Source organism: Pseudomonas sp. NKUCC02_KPG (assembly GCF_019345465.1).
In the GTDB taxonomy this organism is placed as follows: Bacteria; Pseudomonadota; Gammaproteobacteria; order Pseudomonadales; family Pseudomonadaceae; genus Aquipseudomonas.
In genome coordinates, this window is sequence record NZ_JAHKRC010000004.1 from 275690 (window position 1) to 301134 (window position 25445).

Consider the following 25445-nt stretch of genomic DNA (forward strand, 5'->3'; position numbering starts at 1 on the left):
TACAAAGCCTAATCCTTCAAACCCGCAAAAACTGGCACAACGCATCACGCTTGACCATCGCATCCCGACGCCCAAGCTCGATCAACTCCCGGCAATAGCCAGACTCGAACAGCAAATAACTCAGCACCCCTGCGCCACTGGTTTTGGTCGCACCGGGGCCCCGCAGAAACATGCGTAGTGCTGCAGGCAATTCATGTCGATGGCGGGCGGCGATTTCGTCTATGGGCTGACTCGGCGCGATCACCAGCACTTCCACGGGCGACAGGCCAAGGTTGTCGGTCTGTCTGGGCAGCAAGCGGCTGAAGTGGTTCAGGCGCTCCAGCAGTTCGATATCGCTCTCCAGACTGTCGATAAACGTGCTGTTGAGCATGTGACCGCCAATTTGCGCCAGGGTGGGTTGTTGAGCGTTGTAGAAACGCGGCTGACCATCTTGTATATCCGGCCCTCGCGGGTTGCCGCTCACCCCCACCACCAGCACCCGGCTGGCCCCCAGATGCAGGGCCGGACTGATTGGCGCCGATTGGCGCACGGCACCGTCGCCAAAGTATTCTTCGCCCAGTTTTACCGGGGCAAAGAGCAGCGGAATCGCCGAACTGGCCAGCAAGTGCTCTACCGTCAACGCCGTAGGCATGCCGATGCGCCGATGACGCAACCAGCCATTGATCGTGCCCTTGCCTTGATAAAAGGTCACCGCCTGACTCGACGAGTAACCAAACGCCGTGACAGCCACGGCGCGCAGGTGCTGCCCGGCAATCGCCTGCTCAATGCCGGGAAAGTTGATTTTGTCCCGCAGCAGATCCCGCAGGGGTGAGCTGTCAAGCAATGCCACCGGAACGTGGGAGCCCAGCCCGAGCAGGCTGTGCCCCACGAATCGACTGGCCTGATGCAGCACCCCCGGCCAGTCGCTGCGCAATACGCGGCGACTTTCAAAGCCCTTCCAGAACGCAGTCAGGTGCTCGACCGCACGGGTAAAATCCATCGCCCCGCTGGCCAGACTAACTGCGTTGATCGCCCCTGCGGAGGTGCCGACGATCACTGGAAACGGGTTTGGCGCACCGGCAGGCAGCAGCTCGGCAATCGCCGTAAGCACGCCAACCTGATAGGCCGCACGCGCCCCACCGCCAGACAGGATCAGGCCCGTGACCGGTGCGACTGACGTCACTGCGGGCAGGCCTGGGCCCGAGTTGCCTCAGCCGCGTTTGTCGTAGAGCTTGGGCTCGCCCGGTGGGCGGGTCTTGAACCGGCGATGGGCCCACAGGTATTGCTCGGGGCACTCGCGCACCGCCCGCTCGACCCATTGATTGATTCGCAGGCAATCGGCCTCATCGCTGTCTCCGGGGAAATCCTTCAGGGGAGGATGAATGACCAACTTGTAACCACTGCCGTCGGCCAGTCGTTGTTGAGTAAAGGGCACAACCTGAGCTTTGCCCAGTTTGGCAAATTTGCTGGTAGCCGTAACCGTGGCGGCCTCAATGCCGAACAACGGCACGAAGATACTTTGCTTGGCGCCGTAGTCCTGATCGGGTGCATACCAGATCGCCCGGCCGGAGCGCAGCAACTTGAGCATGCCGCGTACGTCATCGCGCTCAACCGCCAGGGAGTCGACGTTATGCCGTTCACGCCCACGACGCTGGATAAAGTCGAACAGCGGGTTTTTGTGTTCCCGGTACATGCCGTCGATGGTGTGCTGCTGGCCGAGCAAGGCAGCGCCAATCTCCAGCGTGGTGAAGTGGAACGCCATCAGGATGACGCCCCTGCCTTCCAGCTGAGCCTGCTTGAGATGCTCCAGCCCTTCGACATGGGCCAATTTGGCCAGTCGTGGTTTGGACCACCACCAACTCATGGCCATCTCGAAAAACGCGATACCGGTGGAGGCAAAGTTGTCTTTGAGCAACTGCTTGCGCTCGGCGGCCGTTTTCTCGGGGAAGCACAGCTCAAGGTTACGCGACGCAATGCGTCGACGATCACCGGCCACCCGGTACATCAACGCACCCAGCCCTCGGCCGATACACAGTTGTACTTTATAAGGCAGTTGAACAACCAGCCACAGCACGCCCAGCCCCAGCCATAGCAGCCAAAAGCGCGGATGAAAAAAAACAGCACGAAAACGCGGGCGATCCATTAATGATTCCGGACAGACACAAGGGTCGGGCATTCTACAACGTTCGACCCGGCTTGCGGCTTGCGGGCGTTCTCGTTATAAGTCTCAGCACTTTAAGTGACAAGTCGCGTTAAGCAACCATGAGCCAAACCGAATCGCTAGACCAAGCCCCTGTGTTCCAGTTAAAGGGCAGTATGCTCGCCATTACGGTGCTGGAACTGGCGCACTACGACCTTGAAGCCCTTGACCGTCAACTGGCGGCCAAAGTGGCCCAGGCGCCTAATTTTTTCAGTAACACCCCGCTCGTCCTGGCGCTGGACAAACTGCCTGCCGGCGAAGGGGCTATCGATTTGCCGGGGCTGATGCGCGTGTGTCGTCAGCATGGTCTGCGCACCCTGGCCCTTCGCGCCAATCGCATTGAAGACATCGCAGCGGCCATTGCCATCGATCTGCCGGTGCTTCCGCCTTCAGGCGCTCGCGAGCGACCGATTGACCCTGTCGAAGTCGTCGCGCCGAAAAAACCCGAAAAACCGCCCGAGCCGACCATCAAGCCGACCAAAATCATCACCAGCCCCGTACGTGGCGGTCAGACGGTGTATGCCGAGGGGTGTGACCTGGTGGTTATCGCCTCGGTAAGCCCCGGTGCGGAACTTATGGCCGATGGCAACATCCATGTGTACGGGCCAATGCGTGGCCGAGCGCTGGCTGGCCATAAAGGCAACACCAAGGCGCGGATTTTCTGCCAGCAGTTGAGCGCCGAACTGGTGTCGATTGCAGGCAAGTACAAGGTATCTGAAGACCTGCGAAGAGATCCGCTGTGGGGAACAGGCGTTCAGATCAGTCTGTCAAGTGACATGTTGAACATCACCCGTCTTTAACGGATACTCTCGCCATTTTCCAAGCATCTCAATTTCGTAGAGAAAACAGATTTCACCTTGTAGGCAACCAACACCCAAACAGCGTTTACGCTCTCGGATGATGACCCGCCAAGGCTGTTTGCCTGCAGTCGTTTATAGAGATGTTATTCAGGGGCTAAAAAGTCCTTTTTCCTTAGGGGTGAAACACCTTGGCCAAGATTCTAGTGGTTACATCCGGCAAGGGTGGTGTGGGTAAGACCACCACCAGCGCCGCTATCGGTACCGGCCTCGCTCTGCGCGGCCACAAAACAGTGATCGTCGACTTCGACGTTGGCTTGCGTAACCTCGACCTGATCATGGGTTGCGAGCGCCGCGTGGTGTATGACTTCGTCAACGTGGTTAACGGCGAAGCCAACCTGCAGCAGGCACTGATCAAAGACAAGCGCCTGGAAAATCTCTACGTGCTGGCCGCCAGCCAGACCCGTGACAAGGATGCGCTGACCAAGGAAGGCGTTGAAAAAGTTCTGATGGAACTTAAGGAAACCTTCGAATACGTGGTCTGCGATTCACCGGCTGGCATCGAAACCGGTGCTCACCTGGCCATGTACTTCGCTGATGAAGCGATTGTAGTGACCAACCCGGAAGTGTCCTCGGTACGTGACTCCGACCGCATGCTGGGCCTGCTGGCCAGCAAATCGCGCCGCGCCGAACTGAACCAGGACCCTATCAAGGAACACCTGCTTCTGACCCGCTACAACCCGGATCGTGTTTCCAAGGGCGAAATGCTCGGCGTTGAAGACGTCAAGGAAATTCTGGCCGTTGCCCTGCTGGGCGTGATTCCTGAATCCCAGGCGGTATTGAAGGCATCCAACCAGGGCGTACCCGTGATCCTTGATGATCAGAGCGACGCCGGTCAGGCCTACAGCGATGCGGTTGATCGCCTGCTGGGCAAAACCGTGGAGCACCGATTCCTGGATGTACAGAAGAAGGGATTCTTCGAGCGCCTGTTTGGAGGCAACTAGACAATGAACATTTTTGACTTCTTTCGTACCCGCAAAACGCCATCCACCGCGTCGGTCGCGAAAGAGCGTCTACAGATCATCGTGGCGCACGAGCGTGGCCAACGCAGCACCCCGGACTACCTGCCAGCCCTGCAAAAAGAGCTGGTCGAGGTGATCCGCAAATACGTCAACATCGGGGATGATCAAGTACAGATCGCCCTGGAGAACGAGGGTAGCTGCTCGATTCTGGAACTCAACATCACACTGCCTGATCGTTAATCGATCCGGCTGACACCGCGGCGACTTGGGCGCCTTCCCTGCCGGGAAGGTTCCCTCGTCGCCGTTGGTGTTTGTTAAGAGGCTGTTTTAATGCCGTTGTCCAATATTCACATCATCCACGAGGACGCTGGCGTCCTCGTGGTCAACAAACCCACCCTGTTGCTGTCGGTGCCCGGCCGGGCCGATGACAACAAGGACTGCCTCATCACCCGCCTGCAAGAAAACGGCTACCCCGAAGCGCGCATCGTCCACCGTCTGGACTGGGAAACCTCCGGGATCATTCTGCTGGCCCGTGATGCTGACACTCACCGCGAACTGTCCCGTCAATTTCACGACCGTGAAACCGAAAAGGCCTATACCGCGCTGGCCTGGGGTCAACCCGAGCTCGACAGTGGCAGCATCGACTTGCCCCTGCGTTACGACCCGCCGACCAAGCCCCGGCACGTGGTCGACCACGAGTTTGGCAAAAACGCGCTGACCTTCTGGAAAGTGCTGGAGCGTTGCGGCGATTACTGCCGCGTAGAACTGACGCCGATTACCGGCCGGTCGCACCAGTTGCGCGTCCATATGCTGTCTATCGGCCACCCGTTGCTGGGCGATGGCCTGTATGCCCATCCGCAAGCCTTGGCCGCATGGCCTCGCTTGTGCCTGCACGCGAGCATGCTGAGTTTTACTCACCCGCAAACCGGCGAACGCCTGCGCTTTGAGTGCCCGGCACCGTTTTGACTGCAGGCATGACCACCTGACGTAGTCGCTGCCGAGGAACGAAGGCTGCGAGCTTTTAACCATCCAGAGCTCGCAGCCTTCGTTCCTCGGCAGCGACTACGTGAATGATGTTCGATTGGGATCAAATCTTGCGATCAATGCGCTAAACTCGCGGCCTTGCTGTCTGGAGTAACTTATGCGCGAAGAGTTGAACCAAGGCCTGATCGACTTTCTGAAGGCCTCCCCTACCCCCTTTCATGCCACTGCCAGTCTTGTTCAGCGCCTGGAGGCTGCCGGTTACCAGCGCCTCGACGAACGCGAAACATGGTTCACCGAAGCCAACGGTCGTTATTACGTCACCCGTAATGACTCGTCGATCGTTGCGTTCAAGCTGGGTCGTCACTCGCCGCTCCAGGGCGGTATCCGCATGGTCGGCGCTCACACAGACAGCCCATGCCTGCGCGTCAAGCCACAGCCTGAACTGCAACGCCAGGGCTTTTGGCAACTGGGCGTAGAAGTCTACGGCGGTGCCCTGCTCGCGCCATGGTTTGACCGCGACTTGTCTCTGGCCGGACGCGTGACCTTCCGCCGCGACGGCCAGGTCGAAAGCCAGCTGATCGATTTCAAGGCACCGATTGCGACCATTCCCAATCTGGCGATCCACCTCAATCGCACCGCCAACGAAGGTTGGGCGATCAACCCGCAAACCGAGCTGCCGCCGATTCTGGCCCAGGTAGCTGGCGACGAGCGCGTGGATTTCCGTGCCCTGCTGGCCGACCAACTGGCCCGCGAGCACGGCCTCAATGCCGACGTGGTGCTCGATTACGAGCTGAGTTTCTACGACACCCAAAGTGCTGCGGTCATTGGCCTTAACGGTGACTTCATCGCCGGCGCTCGCCTGGACAACCTGCTGTCGTGCTACGCCGGCCTGCAAGCCCTGCTCACCACCGAGACCGAAGAAACCTGCCTGTTCGTGGCCAACGACCACGAAGAAGTCGGCTCCTGTTCAGCCTGCGGCGCCGATGGCCCGATGCTGGAGCAGATCCTGCAACGCGTACTGCCTGAAGGCGACGAGTACGTACGTACGATCCAGAAATCGCTGTTGGTATCGGCAGACAACGCCCACGGTGTTCATCCCAACTACGCCGACAAGCACGACGCCAACCACGGCCCCAAGCTCAATGCCGGGCCGGTGATCAAGGTCAACAGCAATCAACGTTACGCCACCAACAGCGAAACGGCCGGGTTCTTCCGCCACTTGTGCATGGCCGTAGAAGTCCCGGTACAAAGCTTTGTAGTGCGCAGCGACATGGGCTGCGGCTCAACCATTGGCCCGATCACCGCCAGCCATCTGGGTGTACGTACCGTGGATATCGGTCTGCCGACATTCGCCATGCACTCGATTCGCGAACTGGCCGGCAGCCATGACCTCGCGCATCTGGTCAAAGTGCTCAGCGCGTTTTACGCCAGCAACCAGTTGCCGTAACAAAGCAGGGGGCATGCTCGCGATGACAGCAACGCGGTTTATCCTTAAAACTGCGGTATCTGCATCACGAGCAAGTCGAATCGTCGCACCGCCGCTCCCACAGTCGATCATCACCTGTAGTTAATGGCTGAGTCATTTTTGATACACATCACCACACATCTGCGTAAACCGACCTAGACTGGGAACATTGCTTTCCAAAGGTCCATAACCATGTTCGAGACGTCTGCGTTCCACTCCATGATGATTCCCATTGTTTGCGGCATGCTGCTGCTCACCATTGGCTTCAACTTTCGCGAACGCAGTAGCGGCGTCGGCGTGCTGATGATCTGGTGCGGCATGCTGCTGATTTTTGGCACCATCGTTTTCAAGATCCTCGCCAAGCTGAACGAATAGGCGTGGTGTCATTCGCCCATTGAACGGGCCCTAGCGTACACTCGGCCAATTCGCACCCTTCGAGGTTGATCGCCCAGTGTTTCTCCGTCTTTTTGCCTTGCCCCATGTCCTGCTGGTTTGCCTGCTGACGCTGTTGCCCATGACGTGCGCACAGGCCGTTGGCTTGCCGGGCATGCTCGGCAGTTCGGATAAAACCCAGGCACAACCCGCCGAGCCGCTGGGCCAATCGTTGGACGAGGTCATCAAAAACCTCGAAAGCGATCAGCAGCGCAGCAAGCTGCTGGCCGATCTGAAAAAACTGCGCGATGCCACCAAAAAAGCCCAGCCTGAAGCCGAGATCGGTGTTCTGGGACTGATCGGCAGCACCCTGGCAGACCTCGAAAAACAGTTCTCCGGCGCTGACAGCCCGACCTCTCGCTGGACCAAGGAAATCTCCCAAGCCAACGAAGAGCTGTCGGCACTGATGCTGCCCGCCAGCGAATGGCTGCCGATCATCTTTGGCTTTGCATTAATCATCATGATCTGGAGTTTGTCGGCGGCACTGCTGATTTGGGTCAGCCACCGTGTCCGGGTGCGCTTTGGACTGAGCGAAGAACTGCCGCAACACCCCAAGGCCGTGGACATGCTGCGCTTTGCCCTGCGCAAACTGGGGCCGTGGATGGTGGCGCTGGTGATCACGGTGTACATGAGTTACGCCCTGCCCTCGTCGCTGGGCAAAGACCTGGCGATGGTGCTGGCTTACGCACTGGTTATCGGCACTTGCTTCTCGGCCATTTGCGTCATCCTGTTCTCACTGCTCGATGGCCCCCACCGCCATCGTGCCCTGCATATTTTGCGGCATCAGGCGTTTCGCCCCCTGTGGTGGATCGGCAGCTTTGCAGCCTTTGGCGAAGCACTCAGTGACCCGCGACTGGTTGCCACCCTGGGTGTGCATCTGGCCCATACGGCCGCTACCTTTGCCAATGTAATGGCCGCCCTGTCCACCGGGCTGTTTATCATCCGGTTCCGTCGCCCCATTGCCCACCTGATTCGCAACCAGCCATTGTCGCGTCGCCTGACCCGACGGGCCTTGAGCGACAGCATCGATATCCTTGGGACCTACTGGTTCATACCGGCCCTGATTCTGGTGGGTATTTCTCTGGTCGCGACGTTTGTCTCGGCAGGCGATACCAGCACCGCGCTGCGCCAGTCACTGATTTGCACCGTGCTGGTGGTGCTGTGCATGGTGATCAACGGGCTGGTACGACGTCATTCCCAAAGACCGCAACGCGGACACAAACGTCATGCGCTGTATTCCGAGCGCTTGAAAAGCTTCCTCTACACCCTGGCGCATCTGATCGTGTGGCTGGTATTCATCGAGCTGGGGCTGCGGGTGTGGGGCATGTCACTGATCAGCTTCACCGAAGGCGAAGGTCATGAGATCAGCGTCAAACTGTTCAGCCTCGGCGGCACGCTGCTGTTTGCCTGGCTGATCTGGATTCTTTCCGACACCGCCGTGCACCACGCACTGACCCGCTCGCGCAAAGGCCTGGCCAATGCCCGCGCCCAAACCATGATGCCGTTGATTCGCAACGTGTTGTTTGTGGCGATTTTCATCATCGCGCTGATCGTGGCCCTGGCCAACATGGGCATGAACGTCACCCCGCTGCTGGCGGGTGCCGGTGTGATCGGTCTGGCCATCGGCTTTGGTGCGCAATCACTGGTTGCCGACCTGATCACCGGCCTGTTCATCATCATTGAAGACTCCCTGGCCATCGACGACTACGTCGATGTCGGCGGGCACCTGGGCACGGTTGAAGGGCTGACGATTCGTACGGTGCGCCTGCGGGATATCGACGGCATCGTGCATACCATCCCGTTCAGCGAAATCAAAAGCATCAAGAACTACTCCCGGGAATTCGGTTACGCCATCTTCCGGGTTGCGATCCCCTATAACATGGACATCGACGATGCGATCAAACTGATGCGTGAAGTCGGGCAAAAAATGCGGAACGACCCACTGCAGCGACGCAATATCTGGTCACCGCTGGAGATCCAGGGGGTCGAAAGCTTTGAGTCGGGCAGCGCCATCCTGCGCGCCCGTTTCAAGACCGCGCCTATCAAGCAATGGGAAGTGTCGCGGGCGTTCAACCTGTCCCTCAAGCGGCATCTGGATGAAGCCGGACTTGACCTGGCGACCCCGCGCCTGAGCGTACAAGTCGTGACCGCAGGCAGCGGAATGTTGCAGAAGGATTGATCCTGGATGCTCCCACAAAGTGAGTTGCCTCCAGAAACCAGGGAAAATTCAACGCTCCTGCACATCCACCCCGACATGAATCGCATCATGTCGCCAATATTCCAGGTCACAGTCGATCAGCCGTTCGTGCTGGTCATAATTGACCCGCGCAATCTGCAAGCCCGGGCTGCCGGTTGAAACCTTGAGCGTGGCTGCCGCTTGCATCGGCAATGATGTGGGTACGATTTCGAAACGCACCCGACCGTAATGCAAGTCGTAATGCCGGGCATACAGCTCGGTGATCGACCCGGTGAGATCAAGTTCAAGAATTCGAGGGAAATACTGAGGGTTCAAATAGTGCTCGACGTACAGCACCAGCCTCCCGTCAATGCGCCGGCCGCGGCAGATCTGGATCACACTGGACAGGGCCGGCAACTGCAAGCGGTCGCACACTGCCGCCGTGGCCGGTAGCAGGCGCGCCGAAATCACTTCAGTGGACGCCACGCGCCCCTGGGCCGTGACCATTGCGTGGAAGTGGCTGCGCTGCATCAAGTTATAGGCCAGGCGCGGTGGCGAAATAAACCAGCCGCGACGCTCCTCCCGATAGACCATCCCCTGGGCTTCGAGCTGAAGCAACGCCTCGCGCACCGTAACCCGAGTAGTGGCAAACAACTCGCTGAGTTTGCGTTCGGCCGGCAACTGACTGCCGCACGCCAACAGGCCGTGCTCAATTTGCTCTTGGAGCGTGCGACTGATCGCGGTCACCGCTTTAGGTACACCTTCTCGCATTAACGTTACCTGACTGGACTAGTCCAGCACCAAATGTGGGCAGGCACGGCCTGAAAAATCACCAAACCTTGATAGTCGAAGCCTAGTCAGAGCACATGACTGTTGCATGACAGCGCCTGCGACAAGGCCCATCAGAAAATGCCACAGGCCTTGCCAATCAAGCCCTGCGCGATGGTCTACGCTTACTCGAAACACTCACACGGACCTGCAACATCCCCTGCACAACCAGTGCCGACATTAAAGTGTCATCTGCCGGGCTTAAATTGGCTCAGGTATTGCTGACCTAGACCAACCCACCGCAAAAGAGCAATAAAACCCAGCGTTGAAAACGCCCAAGGAGCTTCGGATGAAACGGTTTTTCCTGGCATCACTGTTAGGTTCAAGCATCGCCCTGTGCACATCGGCCATGGCCGCCGATGTGGATTTAAAAGCCCTGGAAGCCGCAGCAAAGGCAGAGGGAACGGTCAACAGCGTCGGCATGCCCGATGACTGGGCCAACTGGAAAGGCACGTGGTCAGATCTGAACAAGCTCTATGGCCTCAAGCACATCGATACCGACATGAGTTCGGCCCAGGAAGTGGCCAAGTTCGCCGCTGAAAAAGACAACGCCAGTGCCGACATCGGTGACGTAGGCGCGGCCTTCGGCCCGATTGCGGTGGCCAAGGGCGTGACCCAGCCGTACAAGCCGACCACATGGGACCAGATCCCGGACTGGGCCAAGGACAAAGACGGTAACTGGGCGCTGGCCTACACCGGCACCATTGCGTTTATCGTCAACAAAAAGCTGCTGCACGGCTCTGAAGTTCCAACCAAGTGGGCTGACCTGAAATCCGGCAAATACAAGGTTTCCATCGGTGACGTCAGCACCGCAGCGCAAGCCACCAACGGCGTACTGGCTGCTGCACTGGCCAATGGCGGCAGTGAAAAGAACATCCAGCCTGCCCTGCTGATGTTTGCCGACATCGCCAAGCAAGGCCGCTTGTCATTGGCCAACCCGACCATCGCCACCATGGAAAAAGGTGAAGTGGAAGTGGGCGTGGTCTGGGATTTCAACGGCCTGAGCTACAAAGCCAAAATGGTCAACCCGGATGACTACGTGGTGCTGATTCCATCGGACGGTTCGGTGATCTCGGGCTACACCACCATCATCAACAAATACGCCAAGCACCCGAACGCGGCCAAGCTGACTCGCGAATTCATCTTCAGCGATGCCGGGCAAACCAACCTGGCGCGGGGCAATGCACGGCCGATTCGTGCCGAGCACTTGAAGCTGCCTGATGACGTTCAAGCCAAGCTGCTCTCCAACGATCAGTACAAAAACGTGACCCCGATCAAGGACGCTGACGCCTGGGAAAAAACCTCCAAGGCCCTGCCGCAACTGTGGCAGGAAGAAGTCATCATCAATATGCAGTAACCCGCTGAACCAAGACCTGTAGTCGCTGCCAAGGAACGCAGGCTGCGAGCCTTTGATTGCGAAAGGCTCGCAGCCTTCGTTCCTCGGCAGCGACTACGCAGTTGGCATGCTACTTCTGTTTGCGGAGTCGCCGGACATGAAACACAACGTTATCCTGGTAGTCCTCGATGGCTTGAATTACGAGGTAGCCCGCCAGGCGATGGGCCATCTGCAAGCCTACGTCGGGGCGGGTCGTGCTGCACTCTACAAGCTCACTTGCGAATTGCCCGCGCTGTCACGCCCTCTTTACGAGTGCATCCTCACCGGCGTGCCGCCGATTGAAAGCGGCATCGTGCACAACCATGTGTCGCGCCTGTCCAACCAGCGCAGCGTGTTCCATTACGCTCGCGACGGTGGCCTGAGCACGGCCGCCGCGGCTTATCACTGGGTCAGCGAACTGTATAACCGCTCGCCATTTGTGATGGTCCGGGACCGCCATACCGTTGCCGCCGATTTGCCGATTCAGCACGGGCACTTCTACTGGAGCGATCACTACCCCGACTCCCATTTGTTCGCCGACGCCGAAAGCCTGCGTCTAGCGCACACACCGAATTTCTTACTGGTTCATCCCATGAACATTGATGATGCCGGGCACAAGCACGGCCTCGATACCCCGCAATACCGCAACAGTGCACGCTCGGCCGACATCATTCTGGCCGACTACCTGCAAGGCTGGCTGCAGGCCGGTTATCAGGTGTTGGTGACAGCCGATCACGGCATGAACAACGACCGCTCACACAACGGTTTGCTGCCCGAAGAGCGTGAGGTCCCCCTGTTTGTACTGGGCGATGCGTTCAGCCTCAACCCGGATGTCACCCCCAAACAAACCGAGTTGTGCGGCACGATCTGCGAATTGCTGGGTGTGACCCATGACAAACCGTTGTGTCGCGACCTGCTGAGGCCAGCGCCATGAGCCGTGGCAAATGGCTTGCGTTGCTGTGCCTGGTGCCCTTCGCCGTTTTTTTTATCGTTTTTCAAATTGCCCCGCTGGTGTGGGTGCTGATCCACAGCGTGCAATCTGAAGAAAGCGGCTGGGGCATGGCCAACTTCATCAAGATCTTCAACTCGAAATTCTACTTGCAAGCCATCCAGCACAGCCTGGAGATCAGTTTCTGGTCCAGTCTGTTCGGCATTGTGATCGCCATACTGGGCAGTTACTCCTTGCGCAAGGTGGATTCGCGGCTGCGCAATTTCGTCAACGCGTTCGCCAACATGACCAGCAACTTCTCCGGGGTTCCGCTGGCCTTCGCCTTCATCATTCTGCTGGGGTTTAACGGCAGCATTACGATCATGCTCAAACAGGCCGGGATCATTGAGGATTTCAACCTTTACTCCAAGACCGGCCTGATCATCCTGTACACCTACTTCCAGATTCCCCTCGGCGTACTGCTGCTTTACCCCGCCTTTGATGCCGTACGCGAAGACTGGCGCGAGTCGGCGTCCTTGCTGGGGGCCAGCAGTTGGCAGTTCTGGCGCCATATCGGCCTGCCCGTCCTCACCCCGGCATTGCTCGGTACTTTCGTGATCCTGCTGGCCAACGCACTGGGCGCCTACGCCACGGTGTATGCATTGACCACGGGCAACTTCAACGTACTGCCGATCCGTATTGCTGCAATGGTCTCGGGGGATATCAGCCTGGACCCGAACATGGCCAGTGCCCTGGCGGTGATTCTGGTGGGGTTGATGACCCTGGTGACCCTGGTGCATCAGTGGCTGTTAAAGAGGAGCTACCATGTCGCGCGCTGAATCGGGTTCCCCCGGCATTTACCACCGCAGCGTGGTCTGGCTGCTGTTTCTGATCTTGTTGCTGCCGCTGCTGGGCACACTGATTTATTCCATTTCCAGCAGTTGGTCAGCGACCATCATGCCCAGCGGTTTTACCTTCAAGTGGTATGACCAGCTCTGGAGCGACCCGCGCTTCCTGAAGGCCTTCGGCCAGTCGCTGCTGGTGTGCGTTGCTGCGCTGGTGCTGTCCGTCGTTCTGATCCTGCCGCTGCTGTTTGTGGTGCACTACCACTTCCCCAGGCTCGATGCGCTGATGAACATCCTGATCCTGCTGCCTTTCGCCGTACCGCCAGTGGTGTCATCGGTGGGCCTGTTGCAGCTCTACGGTTCAGGCCCGCTGCAAATGGTCGGTACCCCCTGGATTCTGATCGGCTGCTATTTCACTGTAGCGCTGCCCTTTATGTACCGGGCAATTACCAACAACCTGCAGGCAATCAATCTGCGCGACCTGATGGACGCAGCCCAACTGCTGGGTGCCAGCACCTGGCAGGCGGCGTTTTTGGTGGTGCTGCCCAATTTGCGCAAAGGCTTGATGGTTGCCCTGCTGCTGTCGTTCTCGTTCCTGTTTGGCGAGTTTGTGTTCGCCAATATTCTGGTGGGCACCCGCTACGAAACCTTGCAGGTGTTCTTGAACAACATGCGTAACAGCAGTGGCCACTTCACCAGCGCCCTGGTGATCTCCTATTTCCTCTTTGTATTGGTGCTGACCTGGGTTGCCACCTTCCTGAACAAGGACAAAAGCCAATGAGCTTCGTCAGCGTCGAACACCTGCAAAAATCCTATTCCGGCACGGCGATTTTCAGCGATATCAACTGCAGCATCGCCAAGGGCGAGTTCGTGACCCTGCTGGGGCCATCCGGTTGCGGCAAGTCCACGCTGCTGCGCTGTATCGCGGGATTAACGCCCGTGGACGGTGGCAAAATCCTGCTCGATGGCCAGGACATCGTGCCGCTGAGCCCGCAAAAGCGTGGCATCGGCATGGTGTTTCAAAGCTATGCGCTGTTCCCCAACATGACCGTCGAGCAAAACGTCGCGTTCGGCCTGCGCATGCAGAAGGTCAGCACTGATGACAGCAACAAGCGCGTGGCCGAAGCATTGCAACTGGTGGAACTGAATGATTTTGCCAAGCGCTACCCGCATCAGCTGTCGGGTGGTCAATGCCAGCGCGTGGCCCTGGCGCGCTCGCTGGTCACGCGTCCGCGCCTGTTGCTGCTGGATGAGCCGCTGTCGGCGCTGGATGCGCGAATTCGCAAGCACTTGCGCGAGCAAATCCGCACTATTCAGCGCGAGCTGGGCCTGACCACGATTTTCGTCACCCACGACCAGGAAGAAGCACTGGTCATGAGCGACCGGATATTCCTGATGAACAAGGGCCACATCGTTCAAAGCGGCAATGCCCAAACCCTCTATGCCGCGCCAGTGGATGCATTCGCCGCCGGGTTTATCGGCAACTACAACCTGCTGGACCCCGAAACTGCCAGCCGCCTGCTGCAACGCCCGATCAACAGCCGCATCGCCATACGCCCTGAAACCGTGGGTCTGAGCCTGCAGGGCGAACTCGACGGGGTGATCCTCAACCACAGCCTGCTGGGCAACGTCATCCGCTACCGGGTAGAGGCACGTGGTGTGCAACTGATCGTCGATGTACTCAACCGGGCACCCGGTGATCTGTATCCGGATGGTCAGCGTGTGGCGCTGTCCATCGATTCAAGCACCCTTTGTGAGGTAGCCTGATGTTCTTGAATTCACTGAAGAGCGAGTTGCGCTGATGGCTTTGGCAATTTTTGACCTGGACGAAACCCTGATTCATGGCGACTGCGCCACCCTGTGGAGCGAGCAGATGGGCCGCCTGGGCTGGGTTGATCCCGCGTCGTTCATGCAGCGCAACAACGAGCTGATGGACGCCTACAGCCAAGGCAAGCTGGCCATGGAAGAGTTCATGGCCTTCAGCCTGGAACCGTTGATAGGCCGCACCCCCGAAGAGGTTGAACACTTGGTCGGGCCGTGGGTTGAAGACTTCATCGAACCGATCATCTTCAGCGACGCCACAAGAACCATTGCGGCCCATCGCAAGGCAGGGGACCGGATCCTGGTGATTTCGGCCTCGGGCACCCATCTGGTAAAGCCGATTGCAGAGCGACTGGGGATCGATGAAGTGCTGGGGATCGAGCTGGAAGTTGCACACGGCTTTTACACCGGCAACACCGTGGGAACCTTGACGTACCGCGAAGGCAAGATCACGCGCCTGCTGGAATGGCTGGATGAGCAGGAAGAAAACCTTGAGGGCGCGAGCTTTTACTCCGACTCACGCAATGACTTGCCGCTGCTGCTCAAGGTTGATCACCCGCACGTGGTGAATCCTGATCCGGTATTGCGTGAACAGGCAGAAAAAGCCGGGTGGCCGATCCATCACTGGAAGTGACACCTCAATACCTGTGGGAGCGGGCTTGCTCGCGATACAGACGCCGCGCCTTGTCAGGCACGCCGGGTCGATACCATCGCGAGCAAGCCCGCTCCCACCAGGATCAGCTCAGGCTGCTGTCTATCACCAGCACCAGCTTGCCCGACACCTGATTGCTTGCCAGTTCGGCAAATGCCGCCTGAGCCTCTTCAATCGGAAAGGTTTTGGCCAGTTGCGGGCTCAAGCGACCTTCAGTGAACAATGGCCATACCTGCTGCCCCAGATCACTGAGCAGGTCAGCCTTGAATTGATCGCTGCGGCTACGCAGAGTCGAACCCAGCAGCTGGATACGCTTGCCCAGTACCAGTGCCAGATCCAGTTCGGCCTTGCGACCGCCCATCAAGCCGATCAACACCCAACGCCCGTCCAGCGCCAGCAACTTGAGGTTGGACTCGGCGTAATTGGCGCCCACCGGGTCCAGTACCACATCGAAAGGCCCCATGGCCTTGAGGCTGTCCAGCCCCTCGGTACGCACCACACCGCCCTGTGCACCCAACGCCTGACAGTAAGACAGACGATCAGCCGAACCCACAGTGACCCAGCACGGGCTGCCGAAGGCCTTGCACAGCTGAATGGCCGCTGAACCAACACCGCTTGCGCCGGCATGCAGCAGCACTTTTTCACCTGGCTGCAAAGCGGCCAGCTGGAACAGGTTCAGCCACGCAGTGCTGTACACCTCAGGCAAGGCTGCCGCTTCGATCAGCGACAGACCTTCAGGCACTGGCAGGGCGTGACGGGCATCGACCACCACCTCTTGCGCCATGCCGCCGCCCGCCAGCAGCGCGCAAACCCGGTCGCCCACCTGCCAAGACGAACCCGGCCCCACTTCAGTGACCACTCCGGAGCACTCCAGGCCCAACACCTGACTGGCGCCCGGCGGCGGCGGATACAACCCGGCGCTCTGCAACAGATCGGCCCGATTGAGCCCCGCAGCCGCCACACGAATTCGAATTTGTCCTACATCACATGCCGGGCTTGGCTCTTCAACCCATGTCACTTGACCTTCAACGCCTTGCAATGCTTTCACAGTGCCTCCATAGTGAGTCTGGACTGAGCCCGGAGCTGTTGCGCCGGGCTTTTTGCATTATGCGACCGGTCCTTGATGGAACCGGCGACTTCAAAGACGGCCTAATATGCGTTATCAATTGCCCCCGCGTCGAATCAGCATGAAGCATTTATTCCCTAGCACCGCACTTGCCCTATTCATTGGCCTAGGCGTTTTGCCGTTTTCGGCCAATTCGTTCGCCGCTAACAGTTGGGATAACCTTCAGCCCGATCGTGATGAGGTAATTGCCAGTCTTAACGTTGTTGAGCTGCTCAAGCGCCATCATTACAGCAAGCCGCCACTGAATGACGCGCGCTCCGCGATCATCTATGACAGCTACCTGAAGCTGCTTGACCCTTCTCGAAGCTATTTTCTGGCCAGCGATATTGCCGAGTTCGACAAATGGAAGTACCAGTTTGACGACTTCCTGAAAAGCGGCGACCTCAATCCCGGCTTCATCATCTACAAGCGCTACCTGGACCGCGTCAAATCACGCCTGGACTTCGCCCTTGCAGAGCTGAACAAAGGCCCGGACTCTCTGGACTTCACGGCTCGCGAAACCTTGCAGATTGACCGCAAGGACGCTCCGTGGCTCAAGACCGAAGCCGAACTCAATGACCTGTGGCGCAAACGCATCAAGGACGAAGTCCTGCGCTTGAAGATCGCTGGCAAAGAGCCTGCAAAAATTCAGGAGCTGCTGACCAAGCGTTACAAGAATCAGTTGTCGCGCCTTGATCAGACCCGCAGCGAAGACATCTTCCAGGCCTACATCAACACCTTCGCCATGTCTTACGATCCGCACACCAACTATCTGTCGCCAGATAACGCGGAGAACTTCGACATCAACATGAGCCTGTCGCTGGAAGGCATCGGCGCCGTGTTGCAGAGCGATAACGACCAGGTGAAAATTGTCCGGCTGGTGCCCGCGGGCCCTGCCGACAAGACCAAACAGGTCGCACCGGCTGACAAGATCATCGGTGTTGCCCAGGGCGACAAGGAAATGGTCGACGTCATCGGCTGGCGTCTGGACGAAGTGGTCAAATTGATTCGTGGCCCTAAAGGCTCCGTGGTGCGCCTGGAAGTGATTCCGGCCAGCAACGCGCCGAACGACCAGACCAGCAAGATTGTGTCCATCACCCGCGAAGCGGTGAAGCTTGAGGAACAGGCTGCCAAAAAGTCGATCCTCAACCTGAAACAGGATGGCAAGGACTACAAGCTCGGCGTCATCGAAATCCCGGCCTTCTACCTGGATTTCAAAGCGTTCCGCGCTGGCGACCCGAACTACAAGAGCACCACCCGCGACGTCAAAAAACTGCTGACCGAGTTGCAGAAAGAAAAAGTCGATGGCGTGATTATCGACCTGCGCAACAACGGTGGCGGCTCGTTGCAGGAAGCGACCGAACTGACCAGTCTGTTTATCGACAAGGGTCCGACGGTTCTGGTGCGTAACGCCGACGGCAAGGTGGACGTTCTGGAAGACGAAAATCCGGGCGCGTTCTACAAAGGCCCGATGGCGTTGCTGGTCAACCGCCTCTCGGCTTCAGCTTCGGAGATTTTTGCCGGCGCCATGCAGGACTACCATCGCGCGCTGATCATCGGCGGCCAGACGTTCGGCAAAGGTACGGTGCAAACCATCCAGCCACTGAACCACGGCGAGCTGAAACTGACTCTGGCCAAGTTCTACCGGGTTTCCGGTCAGAGCACCCAGCATCAGGGCGTACTGCCTGACGTTGCCTTCCCGTCGATCATCGACACCAAGGAAATCGGCGAAAGCGCACTGCCTGAAGCCATGCCCTGGGACACCATCCGCCCTGCCATCAAGCCGGCGTCTGATCCGTTCAAGCCTTACATTGACCGGCTCAAAGCCAACCATGATGCCCGCGCGACCAAGGATGCCGAGTTCATCTTTATCCGCGACAAGCTGGCCCTGGCCGAGAAGTTGATGGCCGAGAAAACCGTCAGCCTGAACGAGGCCGAGCGCCGTGCACAGCACGCCGATATCGATGCCAAGCAATTGGTGATGGAGAACGCTCGCCGTCAGGCCAAAGGCGAAGCACCGCTCAAGGAAATGAAGAAAGAAGACGAAGATGCGTTGCCGGTAGAGCCTGAAAAGACCAAACCGGAAGATGACGCCTACCTGAGTGAAACCGGGCGGATTCTGCTGGACTACCTCAAGCTCAGCTCGCAAGTGGCAAAGAAGTAAATCAAGGCTGAAAAAAAAGGGCGGGCCGCGTTATGCGTCCCGCCCTTTTTATTGGCTATTGGTAAAGCCGGGCCAGTTGCGGATCAGCCAGCAATCCCGGGCCACCGTCCTGATACAACATCGCCAGCTTGTGCGCGGCCAGTGGATGTCCCGCCTTTACCGCCATCGTCCACCAGCGCGCCGCTTCTGCAGCATCCGGGGTCTTGCCGAGCGAACCCGCCAGGCTGAAAACACCCACTTGATAAGCTGCCTTCGCGTCGCCGCTCAACGCCGCCAGACGCAACAGGCGTACGCCCTCCTCCTTCGCTCCAAGGCCTTGACCGCGAAAGGCCAGAATGTGCCCGTAGAAGCTTTGGGCACGGGTATCGCCCAGGTTGGCCATACGTGCAAACTGCCCTTCCATCCAGCCCCAGACGCGCGGCTGGCGCACGCACCAGGGCCAGCGAAACAACTTGCGCGCCAGCCAGTAGCTCAGGCGCGCCTTAAACCGCCAGAGCACTCAAGCCTCCTCGTGCTCATAAGCATGCTCAAACACGCGCACCACCTCTGAGGCATGCCATGACGCGGCGGCAATGCCATCCGGCGGGCCGGGAAAACGCCCAAGCCGCTCAACGCACTCAAAAAAGCCCGTGCGTGGCAGACGACTTGCGCCCTGGCTGATCACCAGCGAACTGCGCAAGGGCTGCTCGGCCTTGGCATCCATCGCCGCTAGGTGCTCAAGTGCTGCGGTAAGGGTCAACATTGCAGGGCTCGGTAATTGCAACCGTTCCAGTAGCGCACGGTAAGTCAGCAAGTGGCGCTGTCGGCGCGCCTGATCGAGCTCAGCCAACAACCCATCCCAGTGTTGACGACTGATGCGAACGCTCATGGTGCTTCCCTCCAGCCCGGGATACCAAGCTCCCAGGCCAAGCTTCGACGAATGGCGAGGTCGGGGAGACGCTCACCGGTTTCTATCATTCCCAGATAGGACGGACTGATACCGACTGTGCGAGCCAGCACTTCAAGGGCCAGGCCCTTGTTCTCGCGCAGGCTGCGCAGTTGATCGAGTCCGGGATGCACCTGCTCGGGGGCAGATGCCTGCAGTACAGGGTCAGGCGCTGCAGTTCGCTCCTTGAGGCCTGCAGCCTTGAGCAGCGCCTGATAACTTTCCCATGAAAGAACGGCGTATTCAGGCTCACCATTACGCTTGATGATTTGAAGATCCATTACTAAACCCCGTCAGACTTTTAAATAAATCGAGTCAGAACTTTCCCTTGAAGCTTAATCCTATCAGCCACCAAGGTCTCTCGGGTTTTCACTCGCAAGTGAAATTTTTGTGAAAACAGCCCTGAACGCCCCACCGGGAGGAAAATGTTATCCACACAAATTGTGGATAACCTTGTGAACAGAGCTGTTTTTTAAGGCTGAAAGGCCCGTCCCATAAGGGCTGGAGTCAGATCGGGCGTTTTTTACACACATAAAAAAACCCATAAATTCATTGACTTGGCAGTCAGCAACCACTAGCCAAGGGAACTTATGGGCGATTTGAAAGGGTGCAGGACAACACTGACGCAAACAAAAACCTGACTGCAGATACGACAACGCCCCGTCGAGACGGGGCGTTACGCGTACAACATGCTACTTACTTGGCAGCGTCTTGCTCTGCTTTGGCAGGATCTTTGATGCCCAGCAGTTCCAGATCGAATACCAGCACCGAGTTGGCCGGGATCGACGGGCTTGGGCTTTGTGCGCCGTAGGCCAGTTCGCTAGGGATGTACAGCTTGTACTTCTCGCCAACATGCATCAGTTGCAGACCTTCAACCCAACCCGGGATCACGCCGCTAACCGGCAGATCAATCGGGCTGCCGCGCTCAACCGAGCTGTCGAACACCTTGCCATCAATCAATTTGCCTTCGTAGTGAACAGTCACCACGTCGGTGGCTTTAGGCTGAGGGCCATCGGCTTTCTTGATGACTTCGTACTGCAGGCCAGAAGCGGTAGTGACAACACCTGCTTTCTTGCCATTTTCTTCCAGGAATTTTTTGCCAGCAGTAGAAGCTTCTTCGCTCATCTTGGTCAGACGCTCTTCAGCACGTTTCTGCAGTGCTGCAAACGCTTCGATCAGCTCATCGTCCTTCAGCTTTTGCTCTTTCTTGCCGACGGCATCTTCGATGCCCTGGGCTACGGCCTTGGAATCCAGATCATCCATGCCTTCTTGAGCCAGGCTTTTACCCATGTTCAGGCCAATGCCGTACGAGGCTTTTTGCGCTGGAGTTTTCAGCTCTACGCTGGTCTGCGAATCACAACCCGCCAGTACCAGGCTTACCAGAGCCACAGCTGCCGCCAACCGATGCTGTTTCATGCTATTTCCTTGTTCATGCGCCAAATGGGCAATCGAATAAAGCCGCGAGCTTATCAGGCGGCCGCGACCAATGGCTACCGGCATAAGAGGGGCGAAATGCCGATAAGTTCATGCATTAATAACAATTCACGATTACAGCAACTTTTATTAACACATCTGTAAACCCGACAATGCCATCGGGTCACTTGATGCCTGCCCCTACCTGAGGCATAAGGCTGTAATTATTTTTACAAGGAGCGTTACTGTGCGTCTGTTTTACCGTGTTCTGCTGGGACTGCTGCTGGCGTTGGTCCTGGGGCTTGGCCTGGTGATCTACTTCATTGCCAACCCAAAACTGCCTGCCTACGAGCCCCCTCAGCAACTGCACTATCTGGATCAGTGGACCCCTGCCGAACGCCAGACCTATTACTACACCCCCCAGGGGACCCAGGTTAAAGGCCTGCATTACGACTGGTTCAGCGCCCTCGAACTGCCCTTTTCAAAACAGCCTTTCGCAGCGCCCGAGTATCTGGCGCGCTTCGGGTTTCTGGTCGATCCCAAGCAACAGGCCACTACCGCCAACCCGGGCAACCTGCCAGTGGGCTTTACTCGCCACCAGAACCCGGGCAGCCAGGTCGAGTACCTGGACATCACCTGCGCCGCCTGCCACACCGGTGAACTGCGCTACAAAGGCCAGGCACTGCGCATCGATGGTGCCCCGGCACAACACGTGCTGCCATCCAGCGTACCGACCTTGCGCGGCGGCAGTTTTGGTCAGGCGCTGGTAGCCAGTCTCGCCGCGACCTACTACAACCCCTGGAAATTCGAACGCTTCGCACGCACGGTGCTGGGCGAGCAGTACGAAGCTCAGCACAAACAACTGCGCAAAGACTTCAAGGCATCCCTGGATACGTTTCTGGCGGTGGCCTGGAATGACACCCATCGCGGCCTCTATCCCACACTCGAAGGGCCGGGCCGTACCGATGCTTTCGGAAGGATCGCCAACGCCAGTTTCGGTGATGCCATTTCCCCGTCCAACTACCGCGTAGCCAACGCTCCGGTTGACTATCCGCACCTGTGGGATATGTGGACGTTCGACTGGGTGCAGTGGAACGGCTCGGCCAAGCAGCCGATGGCACGCAATATTGGTGAAGCCCTTGGTGTTGGCGCCACCCTGAATTTTTTCGATGAGCATGGCCAGCCACTGCAGGGCGATGCCCGCTACCCGTCGAGTGTTCGGGTAAACGACTTGCACCTGATTGAAGAGACCCTGCAAAAACTCAAGCCCCCGGTCTGGCCCGAGGCACTGTTCGGCAACATCGATCGCCCCCTGGCAGCCAAAGGCCGTGCGCTATTCAACGAAAACTGCGCCGGGTGTCATGTACCACCGGTGGTCGAGGAGAATGGGCGCCTGGTCAAGCAGCTCAAAATGTTGCCGGTCGAGGTCATCGGCACCGATCCCAATACCGCGAACAACATTGCCGACAATCGATACGATCTGAGCCCCTTGCAGTGGGATCCGGCTGAACTGGCTGGCATGAACGTGGATTTGTACCCCAAAACCGATACGCCTCTGGACATGAGCAAACTGTCAGTGGCCAAGGGCCTGGCCTACGTCACTGCGTTTGTTGAAAAACGGGCCTACCATGACGCCAGCATTGGCCCACAAGAGCAGGCGCGTCTCAACGGTTTCGGCCTGCCTATCGGTGTTCTGGAAGTGCGTGCCTACAAGGCGCGGCCCCTCGACGGGATCTGGGCCACTGCGCCCTTCCTGCACAACGGCTCAGTGCCTACGGTGTACCAACTGCTTTCGCCACAGGCCGAGCGCGACCAGACCTTCTATCGCGGCAGCTTTGAGTACGACCCGCGGCATTTGGGCTACCGCACCGAAGCCTTTGACGGTGGTTTTGTGCTCGATACGCGTATCAGCGGCAACCACAACAGCGGGCACGAGTTCCGCCCCGGCCCTCGCGGCAATGGCGTCATCGGACGCCTGCTGCAACCCGAAGAGCGCTGGGCGTTGCTGGAGTACTTGAAAGTGCTCGGCGGGCCCCTTGAACACCCGTTGCCCAACGAATGAAGTTTGTTCGACACACCGAAGATTTCCCTAAAAGGATGTTTGCATGCTGACCGCTTTCTGGCTTCGACTCGGCAAATGGCTGGGCACGTTACTGCTGGCACTGATCGCTCTGGGGTTGCTTGGCTGGGGATTGGCCACGGGCTGGTACGCCTGGCAGCATCGCGGCCCGGTCTCGGCCCAGGAACAGATCCCCGCGGGTGAAGCCGCCATGACCCAGGACACTATCCAGACGGCGATCAGGATCGTTGACCAGCACCGCGAGAACACCCGTTATCTGCGCGATGCCCACGCCAAGGCCCACGGCTGCGTCAAAGCCCAGGTCCAGGTGCTCGACGATCTCGATCCGGCATTGCGCCAGGGCGTATTCACCGCACCGGGTAAAACCTGGCAAGCGGTGATGCGTCTGTCCAATGGCAATGCTTACCCGCAATTTGACAGCATCCGGGATGCCCGGGGGATGGCGATCAAGTTGCTCGACGTACCGGGGGCTCAGTTACTGCCAAGCCAGCAAGGGCGTGGCGAACAGGATTTTGTCATGTTCAACCATCCCAACTTCTTCGTCAGCGACGTAGCCGAATACCGTCAGAACATCGGTGCCCAGGCAGATGGCAAAAAGGTGCTGGCCTTCTTCCCGTCGTGGGATCCTCGCAGCTGGCAGGTCCGTCATTTGTTTATCGCCCTGGCGACACTGGCACCCGCCCCCGCCAGCCCCACGCAAACCACGTACTTTTCAGTGTCGCCCTACAAGTTCGGCACGGCCAATGCCAAATACCGTGTGGCCCCCGACCCTGAGAGCTGCCCGGTATACACATTGCCGGCGCAAAATGAGGCACTGCCCAATTTCTTGCGCAATGCCTTGAACCAGCAACTTTCCACCGACCGGGTACCTGCCTGTTTTGTCTTGCAGGTGCAACGCCAGAACGCCAATCGCTTCATGCCGATTGAAGATACGAGCATCGAATGGAAAGAGTCTGACGCGCCCTTCGAGACGGTGGCACGGGTCAGGATTGCCCCTCAGGACTTCGACACCCCAAGCCAGAATCTGGCGTGTGACAACCTGTCGTTCAGCCCGTGGCATGGCATCGAAGAGCATCGTCCGATTGGCGGGATCAACCGCCTGCGCAAGGCGGTGTATGACGCCGTGAGCGAGTATCGGCATACACGCAATGCGCAGCAATAACATGCCCGGATAAATGTAGGAGCGGGCTTGCTCGCAATGAAGGCGACGCGGTCTTTGAATCAGATCGCGTCGATGCCATCGCGAGCAAGCCCGCTCCCACAGGATTTGGCGCACGCTGTAATTAAGATATCTCCCACACTTAAAAATTATATATCTGTCATACGCACAACTTGACACCCATCAAACAGCACATAATGTGCCGCTCACAAAAACAACGAACAACGCACCGCACATCCAAGCCCCCTAATTAGCCACTATGCGCAACAAGTTGCACACTTGAATGTGGATAACCCTGTGAATAGATCCTTGTAACTCCTGCAAATCTTGATGTACAGCCAAGTGCGCAAGAAGTTGCACACTACTGCGCAACTTCTTGCGCACTTTTATCGGTACTTTTCATTACGCCAGCAAATTAAATCCAACTAGCAACACTACATCCCTGATAAACAAAGACTTTATTTTTTCTGGCATGGGCTTTGATAGCAAATAGGAGCCCGCCATTAAAAAAGCCTGCGGGTTTCTATATTGATCAGTAAGGAAATCATCCATGGCAACGCCAGCGTATATGTCCATCAACGGTACCAAACAGGGTCTGATTACCGCCGGTGCTTTCACCGCCGACTCGGTCGGCAACACCTATCAGGAAGGTCACGAAGACCAGGTCATGGTTCAGGGTTTCAGTCACGAAGTGATCATTCCTCGCGATCCGCAATCGGGTCAACCGACCGGTCAACGCGTTCACAAGCCGGTCAAGATTACCAAGGTCTTCGACAAGTCTTCGCCGCTGCTGCTGGCTGCACTGACGTCCGGCGAGCGCCTGACTGAAATCACTATCGAGTGGTATCGCACTTCATCGGCAGGCACTCAGGAGCACTACTTCACCACCAAACTTGAAGACGCGATCATCGTCGACATCAAGGACTACATGCATAACTGCCAGGACCCGTCGAATTCGCACTTCACCCATCTGGAAGACGTTGAGTTCACCTACCGCAAAATCACCTGGACCCATGAAGTGTCCGGTACTTCCGGTTCTGATGACTGGCGCACCCCAGTTGCAGGCTGACACTGACTGAGTGTTTCACGGTATCA

The 25445-nt window shown here is 58.0% G+C and carries 25 protein-coding genes; 17 read left to right on the forward strand and 8 right to left on the reverse strand.

What is annotated here, in order from left to right:
* Positions 1–16 precede the first annotated feature (16 nt).
* The gene (locus KO536_RS07515) at positions 17–1162 is read right to left on the reverse strand and encodes a patatin-like phospholipase family protein (RefSeq protein WP_219261570.1); all 1146 of its coding nucleotides are present in this window, start codon (positions 1160–1162) and stop codon (positions 17–19) included.
* Positions 1163–1189: 27 nt separating this feature from the next.
* Positions 1190–2122, reverse strand: coding sequence for a lipid A biosynthesis lauroyl acyltransferase (locus tag KO536_RS07520; protein WP_133078129.1), 933 nt, complete (start codon positions 2120–2122; stop codon positions 1190–1192).
* Between the two features lie 119 nt (positions 2123–2241).
* Here KO536_RS07520 and minC point away from each other — a divergent pair, with 119 nt between their 5' ends.
* The 7 genes from minC to KO536_RS07555 all read left to right on the forward strand — a co-directional run bounded on the left by minC (position 2242) and on the right by KO536_RS07555 (position 9058).
* The gene (gene minC / locus KO536_RS07525) at positions 2242–2979 is read left to right on the forward strand and encodes a septum site-determining protein MinC (RefSeq protein ID WP_133078128.1); all 738 of its coding nucleotides are present in this window, start codon (positions 2242–2244) and stop codon (positions 2977–2979) included.
* A 188-nt stretch (positions 2980–3167) separates the two neighbouring features.
* Positions 3168–3980 carry a septum site-determining protein MinD gene (gene minD, locus KO536_RS07530; protein WP_019828576.1) on the forward strand — a complete coding sequence of 271 codons (813 nt, stop codon included), beginning with the start codon at positions 3168–3170 and terminating at the stop codon, positions 3978–3980.
* Positions 3981–3983: 3 nt separating this feature from the next.
* Positions 3984–4238 (forward strand): cell division topological specificity factor MinE, encoded by a 255-nt coding sequence (minE, locus tag KO536_RS07535; RefSeq protein ID WP_019828577.1) that lies wholly within the window; start codon positions 3984–3986, stop codon positions 4236–4238.
* 90 nt (positions 4239–4328) lie between these two features.
* Positions 4329–4964: an RluA family pseudouridine synthase gene (locus KO536_RS07540; protein WP_016780153.1), complete on the forward strand. Its 636-nt coding sequence runs from the start codon at positions 4329–4331 to the stop codon at positions 4962–4964.
* A 175-nt stretch (positions 4965–5139) separates the two neighbouring features.
* Positions 5140–6429, forward strand: coding sequence for a M18 family aminopeptidase (locus KO536_RS07545; protein ID WP_019828578.1), 1290 nt, complete (start codon positions 5140–5142; stop codon positions 6427–6429).
* A 210-nt stretch (positions 6430–6639) separates the two neighbouring features.
* A complete protein-coding gene (locus KO536_RS07550; protein WP_133078127.1) occupies positions 6640–6822 on the forward strand; it encodes a hypothetical protein in 183 nt (60 codons plus the stop codon).
* Between the two features lie 76 nt (positions 6823–6898).
* Entirely contained in the window at positions 6899–9058 is a 2160-nt protein-coding gene (locus tag KO536_RS07555) for a mechanosensitive ion channel domain-containing protein (protein ID WP_219261571.1), read from the forward strand.
* 48 nt (positions 9059–9106) lie between these two features.
* Here the strand turns inward: KO536_RS07555 and KO536_RS07560 are convergent, their stop codons facing one another.
* Positions 9107–9826: a UTRA domain-containing protein gene (locus tag KO536_RS07560; RefSeq protein ID WP_133078125.1), complete on the reverse strand. Its 720-nt coding sequence runs from the start codon at positions 9824–9826 to the stop codon at positions 9107–9109.
* 346 nt (positions 9827–10172) lie between these two features.
* Between KO536_RS07560 and KO536_RS07565 the strand changes: the two genes are divergently transcribed.
* From KO536_RS07565 to KO536_RS07590, 6 genes are all read left to right on the forward strand, one after another.
* Positions 10173–11240: an ABC transporter substrate-binding protein gene (locus KO536_RS07565; RefSeq protein ID WP_133078124.1), complete on the forward strand. Its 1068-nt coding sequence runs from the start codon at positions 10173–10175 to the stop codon at positions 11238–11240.
* A gap of 136 nt (positions 11241–11376) precedes the next feature.
* Positions 11377–12192 carry an alkaline phosphatase family protein gene (locus KO536_RS07570; protein ID WP_219261572.1) on the forward strand — a complete coding sequence of 272 codons (816 nt, stop codon included), beginning with the start codon at positions 11377–11379 and terminating at the stop codon, positions 12190–12192.
* Positions 12189–13025, forward strand: a complete 837-nt coding sequence (locus KO536_RS07575) for an ABC transporter permease subunit (protein ID WP_019827637.1) — start codon at positions 12189–12191, stop codon at positions 13023–13025. The genes KO536_RS07570 and KO536_RS07575 overlap by 4 nt, the downstream gene beginning before the upstream one ends.
* The gene (locus KO536_RS07580; RefSeq protein ID WP_219261573.1) at positions 13012–13812 is read left to right on the forward strand and encodes an ABC transporter permease; all 801 of its coding nucleotides are present in this window, start codon (positions 13012–13014) and stop codon (positions 13810–13812) included. The genes KO536_RS07575 and KO536_RS07580 overlap by 14 nt, the downstream gene beginning before the upstream one ends.
* A complete protein-coding gene (locus tag KO536_RS07585; protein WP_133078121.1) occupies positions 13809–14798 on the forward strand; it encodes an ABC transporter ATP-binding protein in 990 nt (329 codons plus the stop codon). Before KO536_RS07580 ends, KO536_RS07585 begins: the two co-directional genes overlap by 4 nt.
* A gap of 34 nt (positions 14799–14832) precedes the next feature.
* Complete coding sequence (locus KO536_RS07590) at positions 14833–15486, forward strand: HAD family phosphatase (protein WP_133078120.1); 654 nt, start codon at positions 14833–14835, stop codon at positions 15484–15486.
* A gap of 103 nt (positions 15487–15589) precedes the next feature.
* Here the strand turns inward: KO536_RS07590 and KO536_RS07595 are convergent, their stop codons facing one another.
* Positions 15590–16552, reverse strand: coding sequence for a zinc-binding dehydrogenase (locus KO536_RS07595; protein ID WP_219261574.1), 963 nt, complete (start codon positions 16550–16552; stop codon positions 15590–15592).
* 139 nt (positions 16553–16691) lie between these two features.
* Between KO536_RS07595 and KO536_RS07600 the strand changes: the two genes are divergently transcribed.
* Positions 16692–18773 (forward strand): carboxy terminal-processing peptidase, encoded by a 2082-nt coding sequence (locus KO536_RS07600; RefSeq protein WP_219261575.1) that lies wholly within the window; start codon positions 16692–16694, stop codon positions 18771–18773.
* Positions 18774–18828: 55 nt separating this feature from the next.
* Here the strand turns inward: KO536_RS07600 and KO536_RS07605 are convergent, their stop codons facing one another.
* From KO536_RS07605 to KO536_RS07620, 4 genes are all read right to left on the reverse strand, one after another.
* On the reverse strand, positions 18829–19272 hold the full coding sequence (locus KO536_RS07605; protein ID WP_219261576.1) for a tetratricopeptide repeat protein: 444 nt from the start codon (positions 19270–19272) through the stop codon (positions 18829–18831).
* The gene (locus KO536_RS07610; RefSeq protein ID WP_133078116.1) at positions 19273–19641 is read right to left on the reverse strand and encodes a hypothetical protein; all 369 of its coding nucleotides are present in this window, start codon (positions 19639–19641) and stop codon (positions 19273–19275) included.
* Entirely contained in the window at positions 19638–19979 is a 342-nt protein-coding gene (locus KO536_RS07615; RefSeq protein WP_133078115.1) for a helix-turn-helix transcriptional regulator, read from the reverse strand. The genes KO536_RS07610 and KO536_RS07615 overlap by 4 nt, the downstream gene beginning before the upstream one ends.
* Before the next feature lie 415 nt (positions 19980–20394).
* Positions 20395–21114 (reverse strand): FKBP-type peptidyl-prolyl cis-trans isomerase, encoded by a 720-nt coding sequence (locus KO536_RS07620; RefSeq protein ID WP_219261577.1) that lies wholly within the window; start codon positions 21112–21114, stop codon positions 20395–20397.
* Between the two features lie 244 nt (positions 21115–21358).
* On the opposite strand from KO536_RS07620, the gene KO536_RS07625 reads away from it, so the two are divergent.
* From KO536_RS07625 to KO536_RS07635, 3 genes are all read left to right on the forward strand, one after another.
* Positions 21359–23173: a di-heme-cytochrome C peroxidase gene (locus KO536_RS07625; RefSeq protein WP_219261578.1), complete on the forward strand. Its 1815-nt coding sequence runs from the start codon at positions 21359–21361 to the stop codon at positions 23171–23173.
* A gap of 43 nt (positions 23174–23216) precedes the next feature.
* Positions 23217–24353, forward strand: a complete 1137-nt coding sequence (locus KO536_RS07630) for a catalase family protein (RefSeq protein ID WP_219261579.1) — start codon at positions 23217–23219, stop codon at positions 24351–24353.
* A 547-nt stretch (positions 24354–24900) separates the two neighbouring features.
* Positions 24901–25419: an Hcp family type VI secretion system effector gene (locus tag KO536_RS07635; protein ID WP_219261580.1), complete on the forward strand. Its 519-nt coding sequence runs from the start codon at positions 24901–24903 to the stop codon at positions 25417–25419.
* Positions 25420–25445 lie beyond the last annotated feature (26 nt).